Raw genomic sequence first — 16,104 nt, 5'->3', positions numbered from 1 at the left:
AATAAAACATGAAAAAGCCGTGACTCTACTATTGAGTTTTAATCAACTATGACCCAACGACAAGCTTATAATAGGAATACTGGCGATGAAGGATTTAAGTAAAGCAACCGTACAGCCTGCACCAAGAAAAAATCGCCTACCTAAACCTATCAGCGTCGGTGTGACGGCAGCATTGGCTGTCGGCGGTATTGCGCTTGCGACTCAGCAAGCACAAGCGTTATCGGCACTGGCTGTTGTGAATGGTATCACCTCAAATGGCGGCGTTGGTGTCAGTAAAAATATCTTGTATGGCGACAAGCCTTTGCAGGATTTAGATATTTATTATCCCAAACCTTTAGCAAAAGCCATGCAGTCAAAAAAAGCGACTGCTGATAACCCAATTAACCACAGTTATCCGATGGTGATTTTCGTCCATGGCGGCTCGTGGGAAAGCGGCAGTAAAGATGAATACGCCTTTGTTGGTCAGAGTCTGGCACAAGCAGGCTATGTCACGGCAGTGATTAACTATCGTAAAGCGCCTGAGCACGTTTATCCTGATTATGTAGAAGATACGGCGCAGGCTATCGCGTGGAGTTATAAGAATGCCGAAAGTCTGCATGCTGACCCCAAGCGCTTGGCGGTGATAGGGCATTCTGCGGGCGCATTTAACGCGGTTGCTGCCGTCGCTAATGAAGATTTTTTAGCGCCGTATGGGGTGAAACCAAACGATATTAGCGCTGTGATTGGTATTGCAGGGCCTTATAGTTATGACTTTCGTAAATTCAGTAGTGCCAGCGCTTTTGGGGCAAACGCCACGCCCGATAACATCATGCCAGACCGTAATATTAAAGGTGCGCAGCCGCCATATTTATTATTAACTGCTGAAAAAGACAAAGTCGTTCATATAAGCAATACCCTTAAAATGACACAGGCGTTAAAAGCGGCAGGCGTTAAGGTTGAAACAGGCGAAATCGCAGGTGCCAGTCATGCCACCAGCATCGGGGCGATGGCGCCACCTTTACGCTGGGTCAATGACGTGCGTGCGCAAGTGCTCAGCTATTTGGATAAAACGCTATAATAGTTAACACTGCAATAGTTAAAGACAGTTGTAGAAGACAGTACTGTAAGATGGTCAAACTCTTGTTATAATGGCTAACTTTATATCCACCTATTAAACCTTTAAGGCAGAATATTCTATGAGCATGAACGCTGACGATTTGATTGCATTTTTACAAACTCACTTTCCTGATGCTTTTATTCAAGCTGCCAATCAAGGTACCAAGTTTGATGTACGGGTGGTTGACGCCAGTTTTGAAGGCAAGCGCGCAGTACAACGTCAGCAGTCCGTTTACGCATTGGTCAATGACAAAATTGCTAGCGGTGATATTCATGCGCTTAATATTCAAGCATTGACGCCTGCCGAATGGGAAGTGCAATCGCAAGGCTAAGCCTTTTTTATGACTAGGATTTGTCGCACCGGCAATGGATATTGCTGGTTTTATCATTTCTGGTTTTTCATATTTTTTATACTTATCGCTAGGTTGTCACCTTTATGGATCAATTTTTAATCACCGGTAGCAGTCGTATCGTAGGGGAAGTCACCATCTCAGGCGCCAAAAATGCCGCTCTGCCGTTACTCGCTGCTATGATTTTGGCCGAGACCCCAACGACATTGCACAACGTGCCATCGTTACAAGATGTGCGCACCTTGATTGAATTGATCGCTGGCATGGGCATTGATATTCAAAAGCAGGGTCACACTGTCGTTTGCGATACCAAGAATATCGACAATTTTTATGCGCCTTATGATTTGGTCAAAACCATGCGCGCCTCGATTTTGGTTTTAGGCCCTTTGCTGGCGCGTTTTGGCGAAGCCGAAGTGTCTTTGCCGGGCGGCTGTGCCATCGGCTCACGTCCTGTCGACCAGCATCTAAAAGCCTTTGAAGCCATGGGTGCTGAGATAAGCGTCGAAAATGGTTATGTCAAAGCCCAAGCGCCAAAAGGCGGCAAGCTTATCGGTTGTAATTTTTCATTTGATATGGTGACGGTTGGCGGTACGGAAAACGTTATTATGGCCGCGGCATTGGCAAAAGGCACGACCGTACTCGGTAACTGTGCGCTTGAGCCAGAAGTGGTCGATTTGGCCAATATGCTGGTAGCGATGGGTGCTAAAATCAGCGGTATTGGTACGGCAACCATGACCATCGAAGGCGTTGAGCGCTTGCATGGCTGTGAATATTCAGTCGTACCCGATCGTATCGAAACCGGCTCCTATCTTGCCGGTGCTTTGATGACGCGCGGTGATGTGCTGACCAAAAACACTTCGGCACTTTTATTGGCGCCTGTGTTAGAAAAATTTGAAGACATGGGAGCGATTATCACTACAGGCGATGATTGGATTCGCGCGCAAATGCAAGGTCGCCCACTACCAGTCAATATTCGTACCCAGCCACATCCAGGTTTTCCAACCGATATGCAAGCGCAGGTCATGGCGATTGCCTGCCTCGCTGACGGTACCAGCACCTTTATCGAAAATATCTTTGAAAATCGCTATATGCATGTGCCAGAACTCAACCGCTTGGGCGCCTCCATTCAAGTAGACGGTCATACAGCTGTGGTTAAAGGCGTCGAGCACTTTACTGCGGCGCCAGTGATGGCAACAGATTTGCGCGCGTCGATGTCACTGGTCATGGCGGCGGCTTCTGCTGAAGGCGAGAGCTTGATTGATCGTATTTACCATATTGATCGTGGCTATGAGCACGTCGAAGAAAAACTGCGCGCGCTTGGGGTCAATATTGAGCGTATTAATACTAATGACTAAATTGATTCACTAACCATTGTTATTAGTATGGACATATAACAAATTAATAATGCCTGTTAACTAAGGCAGCTAACTGTACACGGACACGAGTCATTATGACTGAAGCAAGTAACAGCTTACCAAATGATGGTTTATTAAACGAAGTAAATGAGGCGTTTTCAGGTTTGACACTGGCGCTATCAAAGGGTCGTATCTTAGAAGAGACGATGCCTTTACTGCGCGCTGCTGGTGTTGAATTACTAGAAGACCCTGAAGCGTCGCGCAAGCTTATTTTCCCAACTTCTAACCCAAATGTACGCGTATTAATTTTACGCGCCAGTGACGTACCAACCTATGTTGAACACGGCGCTGCTGATTTTGGCGTGGCGGGTAAAGATGTGCTGCTTGAGCATGGCGCCAATCACGTTTATGAATTGCTCGATTTACAGATTGCCCAGTGTAAGCTGATGACCGCTGGTGTGAAAGGTGCGCCGCTGCCAAATCGTCGTCTGCGTATCGCGACCAAATACGTCAATGTTGCCCGCGCTTACTTTGCCAGCCAAGGTCAGCAAGTCGATGTGATTAAGCTGTATGGTTCGATGGAGCTTGCGCCATTGGTTGGTCTGGGCGATTTGATTGTTGACGTCGTCGATACGGGTAATACGCTGCGCGCCAATGGGCTTGAAGCGCGCGACCATATTTGTGATGTATCGTCACGCCTTATCGTCAATCAAGTCAGCTACAAGCGTAAATTTGCCCTGCTTGAGCCGATTTTAGACAGTTTTAAAAACAGTATTGCTAGCGCTTCTTAAATGAGCGTTTATTCAGTATTGATAAAATACTGTTATTAAACGTTAGCAATCATTGATAATATCAAGCATGACTATACAAAAATTTAAACCAGTTTGGCGCTCTAGGATAGATATAGCGTGCTAAACTGGTTTTGTTGTATTTGCTTGCTAGAAAATAAAAGCTCAGTATAATCTGAGTGAGATAACTAAGAATAAGTACAAATAAGCGGAAATAAGCAGACCCACCAAACTTTTCTTATTTGCTCTTTTATCCAAAATATTTTTTTATAGCCGACTTTTATGCTCACCTATAGGATTCAGTCATGCGCCAACTAAGTACCCAAGATGCTGATTTTGACAGTCAATTGACCCAGCTTCTCGCTTTTGAAACCGTCAACGATGTTGAGTTATTAAAAACCGTTGATGATATCATTGCAAAGGTACGTCATGGTGGCGACAGCGTGGTATTGGCGTTGACCCAAGAGTTTGATCAGCATCCCGCGAAGGCGATACAAGAGTTAGAGCTGTCTAAACAAGCGCTTGCTGACGCGTTTGCCAATCTTGATGATGAGGTAAAAAAGGCGTTAATGACAGCAGCGACACGCGTGCAAACATTCCATGAGCGCCAAGTGCAAGAAACTTGGCAATATGAAGATGAGCTTGGCAATCGTTTAGGTCAAAAAGTCACGCCGCTTGATCGTGTCGGTATTTATGTGCCCGGCGGTTTGGCCTCTTATCCATCTTCGGTATTGATGAATGCGATTCCTGCTAAAGTGGCTGGCGTTGCCGAGCTAATCATGGTGGTGCCAGCGCCAAAGGGCGTGCTCAATCCATTAGTGTTGGCAGCGGCGCATTTGGCAAAAGTTGACCGCGTCTTTACCATTGGCGGAGCACAAGCGGTTGCTGCCTTAGCTTATGGTACCGAGACCATACCAGCCGTAGATAAAATCACAGGTCCTGGTAACAAATATGTCGCTGCAGCGAAGCGGGCGGTATTTGGTCAAGTTGGGATTGATATGATTGCCGGTCCTTCTGAAGTATTGGTCTATGCAGAAGGAGAGGCACAAGATCGAGCCGATTGGTTGGCGATGGATTTGTTATCGCAAGCGGAGCATGACTGTATTGCCCAAGCTATCTTTGTCACGACAAGTAGAGAGCAGTTAGAAGAAGTAGCAGAGGAAATTGAAAAAGCCTTAGCAGAATTGCCAAAAGCCGATATCGCCCGTGATTCACTAAAAAACCGCGGCGCGCTGATTTTGGTCAAAGACCGCGCGGAAGGTATGGCGGTGATTAATCGCGTTGCCCCTGAGCATTTAGAGCTGTCTGTAGATAATCCTGATGCACTGCTAAATGAGGTTCGTCATGCGGGCGCTATCTTTATGGGTCGTCATACACCTGAAGCGATTGGCGATTACTGTGCCGGTCCCAACCATGTGTTGCCGACCTCTGGTACCGCGCGCTTTTCTTCTCCGCTCGGTGTTTATGACTTCCAAAAGAAATCCTCGATTATTTATTGTAGTGAGGCGGGTAGTAAACCACTGGCTGCGACGGCGGATATTTTAGCGCAGCGCGAGGACTTAGAAGCCCATGCGCGCTCAGCCCGCTATCGCTACCAAAAAGATAGTTAATAATCCAGTTAGGTAGTTGAGTTTTAATAAGCTAATTTTAATATTTACGTTTAATCATTTATGTGGCTAATGAGTAGGATAACTTATGAGTGAGTTAAAGATAGACACCAGACTTTGGTCATCTAAAGCGCGAAATCTGTCACCTTACGTCCCTGGCGAGCAGCCTCAGCATGAAAATTTGTGCAAATTAAATACCAATGAAAACCCATTTCCGCCGTCACCAAAAGTCGGCGAGGCCATCGCAAAAGTCTTAGCGCAGCAAGCCGATGAGCTGCGTTTATATCCTGCGCCTGAATCGGATGATTTGCGTGCCGCATTAGCAGAGTTATATAACCTTGATATCAATCAAGTGTTTGTCGGTAATGGTTCTGATGAAGTATTGGCATTGGTATTTGCCAGCTTTTTCTTAAAAGAGCGCCCTATTTTAGCGCCTGATATTAGCTATAGTTTTTATCCGGTTTACGCTCATACCTTTGGTATTGAGTTGGTACAAATCGCCCTAGAAGCCGATTTTAGTATCAGCCCTGATGCTTATCGTCAGCCTTGTAGCGGTATCATTATTGCTAACCCAAATGCGCCAACGGGTATGCTGTTATCGCTTGCTGATATTCGTAAACTTGCTGGCGAGCATTCAAACTCAGTGGTTGTGATTGACGAAGCTTATATCGATTTTGCGCAGAAACAAGAAAATGATTCAGATGCAGAAGTGTCGGCGATTAGCCTAATCAATGACTGCGATAACATCCTTGTCACGCAAACTTTTTCAAAATCACGCTCGCTTGCCGGTTTACGGGTCGGTATGGCGTTTGGTAATGCCTCGTTAATCGAAGCACTGACGCGTATGAAAAATAGCTTTAATAGCTATCCGCTCGATAAGTTGGCGCAAGCAGGAGCAACCGCAAGTGTCTTAGATGTCGAATATTTTACCCAGACCTGTCAGCAAGTCATTGATTTACGCCAAGCGCTCAGCGCTGATCTTATAGCGCTCGATTATGAGGTGTTACCATCGCACGCCAACTTTGTCTTTGCGCGTCCAAAAAACGGCGATGCCAAAGGTGTGGCAGCTGATTTACGCGAGCAAGGTATCATTGTGCGTCATTTTGAGAAACCGCGCATCAATGAGTACTTGCGTATTACTGTTGGTACGGCAGCGCAGAATAAGCGTTTGATTGATGCCTTAAAATCGCTACAAACAGAGGCTGAAAGCGTTACTGAGTAATACCTTAATAATGTAAAGCCAAAACAACAAGTTATATAAATAAAAGAGCCTGCTAACGTTATGTTAAGCAGGCTTTCTATTGGTTTTTAATTTGCCTTTTAGATAAAGCGTAAGTTTATTGCTTTATATTGTTTTGAGCTAAAACGCCTAACAGGTTGCCGACTTTATCCAAACATTCTTGATATTCAGCATTGCAATCAGAAGCAACCGTGATACCACCGCCTGCCCATAAGCTGACATGTCTTTCTTGTTCTGACTTATCATTCGATAAGGTATTGGCTTGCAAAGTACGAATTAATACATTCCATTGACCGCTACCATCAAAGTTCATATAGCCAAGGGTGCCGCAATACGCACCGCGCGCGGCACCTTCTAGCTCTGAGATGATTTCAACGGCACGTTTTTTTGGTGTACCAGTGATAGAGCCAGCAGGTAAACTGCCAAACAATACTTTGAGCGGATGGGTAGCTGTCTTTAGCTCAGCGGTGATGGTGCTGACCATATGATGCACATTGCTAAAGCTTTCAATCGCAAATAATTGCGGCACTTTGACGCTGCCAATCTTGGCATATTTACCCAAATCATTGCGCAATAAATCAACAATCATGACATTTTCGGCACGGTCTTTTTCGCTATCGATAAGCTGCTGTTTATAAGCGTTGTCTTGTGCAGTATTTAACCCGCGCGGCATCGTCCCTTTAATAGGCTTGGTGCGTATATGGTGTTTGCCAGTAGTATCGTCTTTATCAAAGGTAAAAAATAGTTCAGGCGAGCAGCTTAACAATTCAAATTGATAGTCTTGCGTATCAGCGCTTATTTCACTATCAACATGATTAACCGCTAAATATCCTGCAAACGGTGCTTGGGTATTACGATGCAAGGCAGGTAAGTAATCAATAAGCATCGGTGTAATATTATCATGAGGACTTTGATTAAAAGAACCTTGCCACGCTTGGGTGAGATTGATTTGATAGCAGTCACCTTGTTGCAGATAGGTTTGCGTTTTATCAAAGGCTTGCTGATAATCTCGCTTACTCCATTGTGCATTTAGTAATAAAGGCGTGGTTTTATAGGACGTTTCAAATGCTGGTTTTTCTAAATTTTGCTTAGATAATTTACTGTCCAATTTAAATAAGTAAGAGATAAGTTGTGTGACGAGCGCAGTTTTCTGTTCGTTATCAGTATCAGTGACGCTGTCTTTTATAGTGAGCTGCCAGCTCGCTTGCTCAGCATTTGGCGTTAGATAAATATCATAATGCCCTAAGGCGGCACAAGGCTGCGCTGCTAGCTCTATTCGCGCGTTTGGGCTAAGCTCATAAGCGGCAATATCATAACCAATAAAGCCTATCAAGCCATGCTGATAACTTGGCTGCTGCTCGATTTCTGTAGTCGAGGAGCAATTGTTATCACAAGTATCATCTATGTCATAAGCTTGACTATAAGCAATTAAATCCTCTTGCCAGTCGCTATAACTCATATAGGCGCTAGTAATCGCTTGATCGTTTTTATCATGGCTATCTAAACCACCACGGTAAGTTCTTATAACTTTATAAATAGGCGCTGGCTTATTAGAGTTTGCTGCATCATTAGAAAGAGGATAAACCGACCAGCTCATTTTTGGTAATACACCAATTATGGGTCGGCCATCGTTATTCAGCCAAACCAGTTGCCAGTTTGCGTTAGGATTTTGTACATATAAGTAACGCTGTAGATGGGGCATTAATTCGGCAGCAGTTAGCCCACCAAAACGCCAGCTAGGTTGAGTAGCTGGCGATGGGACAGATGCTGTCTGCTCAGTTTTAACAGGCGGTGCTAGAGGCATAGTTAAGCAACAAACTTTTTAATAATAAGAGTGGCGTTAGTACCACCAAAGCCAAAGCTATTGCTCATAAGCGTTTTAAGCGCAACGTCACGCTTTTCAGTGACAATATCAAAGCCTTTGGCAGCAGGGTCCAATTCTGTAATATTGATACTTGGGGCAATAAAGCCTTCTTGTAGCATCAGTAAGCAATAAATCAATTCTTGCGCGCCGACGGCACCCAAGCTATGACCGGTCATTGATTTGGTTGAGCTGATAGCAGGGACTTGACTGACATCATCACCAAACACTTTGGCAATAGCTTTAAGCTCAGTCACATCTCCTAGCGGCGTACTGGTGCCGTGGCTATTGATGTAGTCAACGCTCTCTAAACCTGCTTCGGCAAGGGCAAGCTGCATACAGCGAACAGCGCCTTCACCACTTGGAGCGACCATTTCAGCACCATCGGAGCTTGCGCCATAACCGACGATTTCGGCTAATATATTGGCACCGCGCGCTTGGGCGTGCTCAAGACTTTCAACCACCACCATCGCGCCGCCTGCGGCAATCACAAAGCCATCGCGGTCTTTATCGTAGGCTCTAGAAGCAAGGGCTGGCGTGTCATTATACTGCGTACTAACCGCACCCATCGCATCAAACATACACGACTGCGTCCAATGCTCCGCTTCACTACCGCCCGCAAGTATGACATCGGCTTTGCCTAGCTGGATAAGCTCGGCGGCATGACCAATACAATGCGTCGATGTTGCGCACGCAGAGCTCAATGAATAAGAAATCCCTTGGATTTTTAACCCTGTTGCAAGCGCCGCTGATACCGAGCTGCCCATGGTTTTTGGTACTGCCATCGCACCGACACCGCGCAAACCTTTTTCACGCATTGCATCGACGGCATTGACGATGTTTTCAGTTGACGCACCGCCCGAGCTTGCGACCACACCCACGCGCGGGTTATTGTTAATAGTCTCAAGGGGCAAGCCTGATTGCTCAATGGCGTTTAACGCGCTGACATAAGCATAAAGGCTGGCATCACTAAAAAAACGCTTCAATTTACGGTCAATGCCCGAGGTATCAAGTTCTGCTTGATCAATACTACCGCTAACCTGTGATTTAAAGTTGTGCTCAGCATACGATTCATTGAACGTAATACCTGAGCGCCCTTGTTTAAGAGCATCGGTGACAGTCGCCAAATCATGTCCGATACAAGAGACAATCCCTGCTCCAGTGATAACAACGCGGCGCATATTCTATTCCTTATGAGTAACGATTTTTTGATAATGACCTTTAACAATCGCTTTTAAATGCTTATTTGACAGTCATTTTAGTGCGCAAAACCTACAATAGGCTGCTTAAATGCTGTTCGATAAATAAAAGTACAACTGTACTTTGAGTGATGGCATATAATAACGTATCAACGGTTTAAAATCTTGGCGTAAGTGTAAAATAACGCCAAAATGGTCTTTATTTTTAAATGAACTTATTATCAAAGCAGATAAAGTTTTTGGCCGTGTTAAAGCAGCAATGGCAGTAGAATTTCCGTTAACATAGTAAAAATTATTTTCAGCTAAGACGCATTTAATATATGCTGACGCCATGTATGGTTTAAGATAAGCGATACTTTTTGATACAAAATTGACGATAGTGATAACATTGTTGGCACTGACATTTATCGTAAGCGTTGGCTAAAATAGCAGTCAATTTGCAAAGTTCTGTTAAATAGCTCTTACAAATAATATTAATAACAAACACTCATCACATTAAGGATATAAAGATGGCAAAGCCTAGCACACTATTTAAAGGCATCAGCAGCGTTGGTTCTTTTACTCGTGGTAATTTGGAACGTATGGGCGCAATGATTGATAGCGTCAATGCCAAAAGCGGCAAACCGCGCCAATTTAAAACAGTAAATCTCGGCGATGAAGACTATCAGCAGGATTTGTTTCGCGAGCAAACCTTAAAAGCCACCCAACAGTTACTGGGTACGCGCTTTGCTACTTATGGCAAATATGCCAAGAAAATAGTGCCAAACAGTTTGTTTGATTCGACGGTCGATGGTGCTTTTGCGCAGATTGCCAAGCTTGCGTCCAATTGGAGTCAGATTGACCTGCCAAATCAGCATCGCTTCGCCAATATTGCAAACTTAGATGACGAAGAGCGTTATGCTCTAGCAACGGATATCGCCAATCAAAACCGTGCTTTGGCGACATTGGGCGGCTTAACAGGGTTAGCAGGCCTACCAGGCTTACTTGCTGATACTTTGTGGTTATTACTTGTCTCATTACGTACTGTTTATCAGTTAGGCGCTATTTATAATAAGCCATTGACTGGTAAGCAAGGCGTCAAAATGGCTTATCAATTACTGGCAAGTGCCGATTTGAGCAAAATGCAAGAGAAGCAGGCTTTATTAGCGGGTATTGGTATTGGTAAAGGCTTGCTTGATAATGCGCAAAGCAATGGTTTGCATAATGAGCTTAAAAACCTTGGTCTGAAAAATAAAAACGTCAATTTTTATGCCGAACAAGTAGATAATATTGCCAGCCAAGTTGGCATTAACTTAGATAACATCAACTTATCATGGGTACGCCGCTTTTTACCAGCCACTGCCGTCATCGTTGGTATGCGCTACAACAGCCAGCTGATTGATGAGGTGATCGGCGTGGCACAAGCGACATTTGCACCAGAAGCCAAACTTGCTAACCGCGCCATTACTGACGATAGCAGTAGCGAAGCGCAGGTGAAGAAAAGTACCGACAGTAAGAATGAAGAACAAAGCCCTAAATCTGACAATGCAAAAAAAGACACAGATAAGGCTAAAGACAATAAGACCAAAGCTGAAAACAGCAAATCTAAGACTGACAACGATAAATCTAAAGCTGACCAAACAGAAAGCGAAGTAAAAGCCGCCTCAGAGCCGGTGTCAAAAACCACTGATGAAGAGTCAGTAGATGAAAACTACAAAAAAGCTCAGGCAAGTAAAAAAGATTAACGTTTTAGTCTATAGTGGTGTAACTATAGTTTACTGTATGAAGGCAGAAGCTGATATAAATCGGCTTATGCCTTTTTTATGAGTATGTCTTTATTTATGAGAATGTCTTTTTTGTGAAGGGGTTTTAAGGCTAAAAAAGTATCTAAAATTCAAACTTTGCCTTGAAAAATAAACAACCAACTCCATTAATAGGAAACATCGATTTTACCATCTTGCAATGAAACAATTGCTCATCTTAAAATCTGTTGCTTACCGTTAAGTCTGCTACAATCTTTGCTCATGCACATCTATCGAATGTTGTAAAGGACAACCGCTCATAAGTGGTTGAAATAGCAGCAACAACTCTTTATAATACACTGTCCTAAAAATGGGTGTTCCGAAGTCTGTCGTTAATGTCAGATTGCTGGCGCATTAGCCCATTTTTTTGTTTTATACCAAACGGGAGAAGGATGCCTTATGGCAACAACTAACCAATTGATTCGTAAAGGTCGCAAAACCATCAAGGAAAAGTCAAAAGTTCCTGCGTTGGAAGCGTGCCCACAACGCCGTGGTGTATGTACTCGCGTATATACTACTACCCCTAAAAAACCTAACTCAGCCATGCGTAAAGTATGTCGTGTACGTTTGACTTCAGGCTATGAAGTATCAAGCTACATCGGCGGCGAAGGTCATAACCTACAAGAGCACAGTGTTGTTCTAATCCGTGGTGGTCGTGTGAAAGATCTACCAGGTGTACGTTATCACACCGTCCGCGGTGCACTTGACTGCGCAGGCGTAAAAGACCGTAAGCAAGGTCGTTCTAAATATGGTGCGAAGAAGCCTAAGGTTTAATAGCTAATTGCTATTAAATAAGCTGATTTGTATCACCCATTAACTGTGCATGGGACTGGTGTTAGCTGTATTTTTAAGTTGTTAATTGACACTATAACATACCGCCATGCAGTAAGGCTGACTGACAACTCGATATAACGCCATCCAATAGTAATTGGTGCGAGGTTGTGAATGTCAGACACTCCTGAAGAAAAGGATTATTATTATGCCAAGACGTCGCGTCGTTGCTGCCCGTGAGATCCTACCGGATCCTAAGTTTGGTAGCCAAACTGTTGCAAAATTCATCAACCATGTCATGAGTCATGGTAAAAAATCTACTGCTGAGCGTATCGTTTATGGTGCTCTTGAGACAGTAGGCCAAAAGCGCAACATCGAAGATCCAGTCGCTTTCTTTGAAGAAGTTTTAGAAAATGTCCGCCCAATGGTCGAAGTAAAAGCTCGCCGTGTTGGTGGTGCAACTTATCAAGTACCAATGGAAGTACGTCCCTCCCGTCGTACTGCCTTGGCTATGCGTTGGTTAGCTGAAGCTGCTGCTAAGCGTTCTGAAAAATCAATGGCTTTGCGTCTTGCAGGCGAATTGAATGATGCTGCTGACGGTAAAGGTAATGCTATGAAAAAGCGTGACGAAGTTCACCGCATGGCAGATGCCAACAAAGCATTCTCTCATTACCGCTTCTAAGCTGGTTTTTTTAAACTGGTTTAAATGCTTAGGATTAACTGTTTCGAACAGTTAATCCTAATATTGTTGATTTATTCTATTGATTGCCGCCATCATTATTGGGTTGTTTAATTTTTCCTCAAAAGCTGAGAATGTATTAAACAATTTAGATGGCGGACATCTGTCAAGATGCTGTTTTGTAAGGGATGCTTTTTCATAAAGCCTGCAAAAAATATGCACCGCTTAAAAAAGTCTCCTAAATTTGTTACCGCACTATTCTTAATATTTGCTCTTTTTTTGTCCGTATTTGGCCCAATAAACAGTAAGTAATATAACAAAGTTCATGGTCTCATGGCTTTGTCATAGAGTATGAGGTAGAGATACAACACATTAATATATACACGAATTTCCCTAGGAAAACACTATGGCTCGTAAAACTCCCCTAAAGCGCTATCGCAATATTGGTATCTCAGCGCACATTGATGCTGGTAAGACGACCACTACTGAGCGTGTTTTGTTCTATACCGGTGTTAGCCACAAGCTTGGCGAAACCCATGATGGTGCAGCTACCATGGACTTTATGGAGCAAGAACAAGAGCGCGGTATTACCATTGCTTCTGCGGCGACGACTTGTTTTTGGTCAGGTATGGCAAAGCAGTTCCCTGAACACCGTATCAACATCATTGACACCCCAGGTCACGTTGACTTCACGATTGAAGTTGAGCGTTCTATGCGTGTTCTTGATGGTGCTTGTATGGTTTATTGCGCGGTAGGCGGGGTTCAGCCACAGTCTGAAACCGTATGGCGTCAAGCAAACAAATATAAAGTACCACGCTTAGCGTTCATTAACAAAATGGACCGTGTTGGTGCTGATTTCTACCGTGTGGTAGAACAAATCAAAACTCGTCTAGGCGGCAAGCCAGTGCCGTTGGTTATTCCAATTGGTAAAGAAGACGACTTTGAAGGCGTTGTGGATCTTGTGACCATGAAAGCTATCTATTGGGACGAAGCGTCTCAAGGGATGAAGTACGAAGAGCGCGAAATCCCAACTGAACTACAAGAAAAAGCGGAAGAGTACCGTGAGTATCTAGTAGAAAACGCTGCTGAAGCCTCAGAAGAACTCATGAATGAGTATCTTGAAAATGGCGAATTGACGGTAGAGCAAATCAACGACGCTATTCGTCAATTGACCATCGACAACGAAATCATTCCACTTCTTTGTGGTACTGCCTTTAAAAACAAAGGTGTACAAAAGATGTTGGACGCCGTTATTCAGTATCTACCTGCGCCAATGGACGTACCTGCTATCCGCGGTATCCTTGACGACAAAGACGAAACTGAAGGTACGCGTGAAGCCTCTGATGACGCGCCGTTCGCAGCACTAGCGTTCAAAATCATGAACGATAAGTTCGTTGGTAACTTAACCTTCGTTCGTGTGTATTCAGGTGTTCTAAAACAAGGTAGTAGCGTTTATAACCCTGTTAAAATGAAGCGCGAGCGTGTTGGCCGTATCGTTCAGATGATGGCAGATGCTCAGGTAGAGCTACAAGAAATCAGCACGGGTGATATTGCAGCCTTAGTTGGTATGAAAGACGTCACTACTGGTGATACGCTATGTGACGAAAATAACGTCATCACGCTAGAGCGTATGGAATTCCCAGATCCAGTTATCTCTCTAGCGGTTGAACCTAAGACCAAAGCTGACCAAGAAAAAATGTCTATTGCTTTGGGCCGTTTGGCAAAAGAAGATCCATCATTCCGCGTCCATACTGACGAAGAATCTGGTCAGACCATCATCAGTGGTATGGGTGAGCTGCATCTAGAGATTCTTGTTGACCGTATGAAGCGTGAGTTTAACGTTGAAGCAAACATCGGTGCGCCGCAGGTTGCTTATCGTGAAACCATCCGTAACGTAGTTGAGCAAGAAGGTAAATTCGTACGTCAGACTGGTGGTCGTGGTAAATTCGGTCACGTTTGGTTACGTCTTGAGCCTCTTGATCCCGCAGGCGATGTTATGTACGAATTCGCTGAAGAGGTTGTCGGTGGTGTGGTACCAAAAGAGTATCATGGCGCAGTTGACAAAGGTATCCAAGAGCGCATGAAAAACGGCGTACTTGCAGGCTACCCAGTGGTTGGCGTTAAAGCAACCTTGTATGATGGTTCTTACCATGATGTTGACTCGGATGAGTTGTCATTTAAAATGGCTGGTTCTATTGCATTCCGTAAAGGCTTCATGGCAGCAAACCCAGCGCTACTTGAACCTATTATGAAAGTAGAAGTTGAAACGCCTGAAGACTACATGGGCGATATCATGGGCGATTTAAACCGCCGCCGTGGTATGGTTCAAGGTATGGAAGATCTTCCTGGTGGCACAAAGCAGATTCGTGCAGAAGTACCATTAGCAGAAATGTTTGGTTATGCCACACAGATGCGTTCGATGTCGCAAGGCCGTGCAACGTATTCTATGGAATTCCAAAAATACGCTGAGATTCCAAAATCAGTTGCAGAAACCATCATCTCTAAGTACAACTCTAAAGATGACGACGAGTAAATAGCGCTCATAAAATGACAATATAAAGCATATCTTTATATTGTCAGTGAAGAATCCGCCAATAACTTGTTAAAAGACTTGTTATTGGTCGCGATTTTCTTATAATATCTGCACATTAGTATGTGCAACCTTTTAACAATTATCTTAATGTGGTCGGTATCCCTTAACTTGTGCATGTTTAGCAGTTAACTACTTGACCCCAAATAAAGAGGAAATACCCATGGCAAAGGCCAAGTTTGAACGCAGCAAGCCACACGTCAACGTCGGTACCATCGGACACGTTGACCACGGTAAAACAACATTAACCGCCGCTATCGCAACCGTAGCCGCAATCACCTCTGGTGGCGAAGCCAAAGACTACGCCGCTATCGATAGCGCACCAGAAGAAAAAGCACGTGGCATCACCATCAACACCTCACACGTAGAATATGACACCCCAACCCGTCACTACGCCCACGTTGATTGCCCAGGTCACGCCGACTATGTTAAAAACATGATCACCGGTGCAGCCCAAATGGACGGCGCAATCCTAGTCGTATCAGCAACTGACGGCCCTATGCCACAAACCCGTGAGCACATCCTGCTATCACGTCAGGTTGGCGTACCGTACATCATCGTCTTCATGAACAAATGTGACCTTGTTGATGACGAAGAATTGCTTGAGCTAGTAGAAATGGAAGTTCGTGAACTTCTTAACGACTACGACTTCCCAGGTGACGACACCCCAATCGTAAAAGGTTCAGCTACCCAAGCCCTTAAAGGCGACGAAGGTCAATACGGCCAACCAGCCGTTGTAGAACTACTAGGCATCCTAGACACCTACATCCCAGAGCCAGAGCGTGACG

13 protein-coding genes are annotated in these 16,104 nt (G+C 44.4%); 11 read left to right on the top strand and 2 right to left on the bottom strand.

Annotated elements, in window-relative coordinates; genetic code table 11:
- Nucleotides 1-85 precede the first annotated feature (85 nt).
- The 6 genes from B3R91_RS02370 to hisC all read left to right on the top strand — a co-directional run bounded on the left by B3R91_RS02370 (nucleotide 86) and on the right by hisC (nucleotide 6,417).
- Nucleotides 86-1,057 (top strand): alpha/beta hydrolase, encoded by a 972-nt coding sequence (locus B3R91_RS02370; RefSeq protein ID WP_286796351.1) that lies wholly within the window; start codon nucleotides 86-88, stop codon nucleotides 1,055-1,057.
- Nucleotides 1,058-1,175: 118 nt separating this feature from the next.
- Complete coding sequence (locus B3R91_RS02365; RefSeq protein ID WP_082894293.1) at nucleotides 1,176-1,427, top strand: BolA family protein; 252 nt, start codon at nucleotides 1,176-1,178, stop codon at nucleotides 1,425-1,427.
- Nucleotides 1,428-1,531: 104 nt separating this feature from the next.
- Nucleotides 1,532-2,800, top strand: coding sequence for a UDP-N-acetylglucosamine 1-carboxyvinyltransferase (murA, locus tag B3R91_RS02360; RefSeq protein ID WP_286796349.1), 1,269 nt, complete (start codon nucleotides 1,532-1,534; stop codon nucleotides 2,798-2,800).
- 95 nt (nucleotides 2,801-2,895) lie between these two features.
- Nucleotides 2,896-3,591, top strand: a complete 696-nt coding sequence (gene hisG / locus B3R91_RS02355; RefSeq protein ID WP_102077686.1) for an ATP phosphoribosyltransferase — start codon at nucleotides 2,896-2,898, stop codon at nucleotides 3,589-3,591.
- Between the two features lie 302 nt (nucleotides 3,592-3,893).
- The gene (gene hisD, locus B3R91_RS02350; protein ID WP_286796347.1) at nucleotides 3,894-5,198 is read left to right on the top strand and encodes a histidinol dehydrogenase; all 1,305 of its coding nucleotides are present in this window, start codon (nucleotides 3,894-3,896) and stop codon (nucleotides 5,196-5,198) included.
- A gap of 85 nt (nucleotides 5,199-5,283) precedes the next feature.
- Entirely contained in the window at nucleotides 5,284-6,417 is a 1,134-nt protein-coding gene (gene hisC, locus B3R91_RS02345) for a histidinol-phosphate transaminase (protein ID WP_286796345.1), read from the top strand.
- A 115-nt stretch (nucleotides 6,418-6,532) separates the two neighbouring features.
- Here hisC and B3R91_RS02340 read toward each other — a convergent pair whose 3' ends face one another.
- Nucleotides 6,533-8,239, bottom strand: coding sequence for an anthranilate synthase component I family protein (locus B3R91_RS02340; RefSeq protein ID WP_286796343.1), 1,707 nt, complete (start codon nucleotides 8,237-8,239; stop codon nucleotides 6,533-6,535).
- A gap of 2 nt (nucleotides 8,240-8,241) precedes the next feature.
- Complete coding sequence (locus B3R91_RS02335; protein ID WP_286796341.1) at nucleotides 8,242-9,477, bottom strand: beta-ketoacyl-ACP synthase II; 1,236 nt, start codon at nucleotides 9,475-9,477, stop codon at nucleotides 8,242-8,244.
- A 527-nt stretch (nucleotides 9,478-10,004) separates the two neighbouring features.
- Here B3R91_RS02335 and B3R91_RS02330 point away from each other — a divergent pair.
- The 5 genes from B3R91_RS02330 to B3R91_RS02310 all read left to right on the top strand — a co-directional run.
- On the top strand, nucleotides 10,005-11,219 hold the full coding sequence (locus tag B3R91_RS02330) for an EcsC family protein (protein ID WP_286796339.1): 1,215 nt from the start codon (nucleotides 10,005-10,007) through the stop codon (nucleotides 11,217-11,219).
- Nucleotides 11,220-11,675: 456 nt separating this feature from the next.
- Complete coding sequence (rpsL, locus tag B3R91_RS02325) at nucleotides 11,676-12,050, top strand: 30S ribosomal protein S12 (protein WP_011281154.1); 375 nt, start codon at nucleotides 11,676-11,678, stop codon at nucleotides 12,048-12,050.
- A 205-nt stretch (nucleotides 12,051-12,255) separates the two neighbouring features.
- Entirely contained in the window at nucleotides 12,256-12,729 is a 474-nt protein-coding gene (gene rpsG, locus B3R91_RS02320) for a 30S ribosomal protein S7 (RefSeq protein WP_068405119.1), read from the top strand.
- A 403-nt stretch (nucleotides 12,730-13,132) separates the two neighbouring features.
- The gene (gene fusA / locus B3R91_RS02315) at nucleotides 13,133-15,259 is read left to right on the top strand and encodes an elongation factor G (RefSeq protein WP_286796336.1); all 2,127 of its coding nucleotides are present in this window, start codon (nucleotides 13,133-13,135) and stop codon (nucleotides 15,257-15,259) included.
- 220 nt (nucleotides 15,260-15,479) lie between these two features.
- Nucleotides 15,480-16,104, top strand: a 625-nt coding sequence (locus B3R91_RS02310; RefSeq protein WP_286796334.1) for a GTP-binding protein, incomplete at its 3' end; no start/stop codon positions are given.

It is taken from the genome of Psychrobacter sp. UBA6291, from assembly GCF_002439405.1.
Classification (GTDB): Bacteria; Pseudomonadota; Gammaproteobacteria; order Pseudomonadales; family Moraxellaceae; genus Psychrobacter; species Psychrobacter faecalis.
This window is presented reverse-complemented; position numbering and strand designations above follow the sequence as displayed.

Excerpts from the sequence above, each read along its gene's own strand:
- murA (WP_286796349.1), top strand. The coding sequence starts at position 1,532 with ATGGATCAATTTTTAATCACCGGTAGCAGTCGTATCGTAGGGGAAGTC.
- rpsL (WP_011281154.1), top strand. The coding sequence starts at position 11,676 with ATGGCAACAACTAACCAATTGATTCGTAAAGGTCGCAAAACCATCAAG.
- B3R91_RS02370 (WP_286796351.1), top strand. The coding sequence starts at position 86 with ATGAAGGATTTAAGTAAAGCAACCGTACAGCCTGCACCAAGAAAAAAT.
- B3R91_RS02330 (WP_286796339.1), top strand. The coding sequence starts at position 10,005 with ATGGCAAAGCCTAGCACACTATTTAAAGGCATCAGCAGCGTTGGTTCT.
- B3R91_RS02340 (WP_286796343.1), bottom strand. The coding sequence starts at position 8,239 with ATGCCTCTAGCACCGCCTGTTAAAACTGAGCAGACAGCATCTGTCCCA.
- B3R91_RS02365 (WP_082894293.1), top strand. The coding sequence starts at position 1,176 with ATGAGCATGAACGCTGACGATTTGATTGCATTTTTACAAACTCACTTT.
- hisC (WP_286796345.1), top strand. The coding sequence starts at position 5,284 with ATGAGTGAGTTAAAGATAGACACCAGACTTTGGTCATCTAAAGCGCGA.
- hisG (WP_102077686.1), top strand. The coding sequence starts at position 2,896 with ATGACTGAAGCAAGTAACAGCTTACCAAATGATGGTTTATTAAACGAA.
- hisD (WP_286796347.1), top strand. The coding sequence starts at position 3,894 with ATGCGCCAACTAAGTACCCAAGATGCTGATTTTGACAGTCAATTGACC.
- B3R91_RS02335 (WP_286796341.1), bottom strand. The coding sequence starts at position 9,477 with ATGCGCCGCGTTGTTATCACTGGAGCAGGGATTGTCTCTTGTATCGGA.
- fusA (WP_286796336.1), top strand. The coding sequence starts at position 13,133 with ATGGCTCGTAAAACTCCCCTAAAGCGCTATCGCAATATTGGTATCTCA.
- rpsG (WP_068405119.1), top strand. The coding sequence starts at position 12,256 with ATGCCAAGACGTCGCGTCGTTGCTGCCCGTGAGATCCTACCGGATCCT.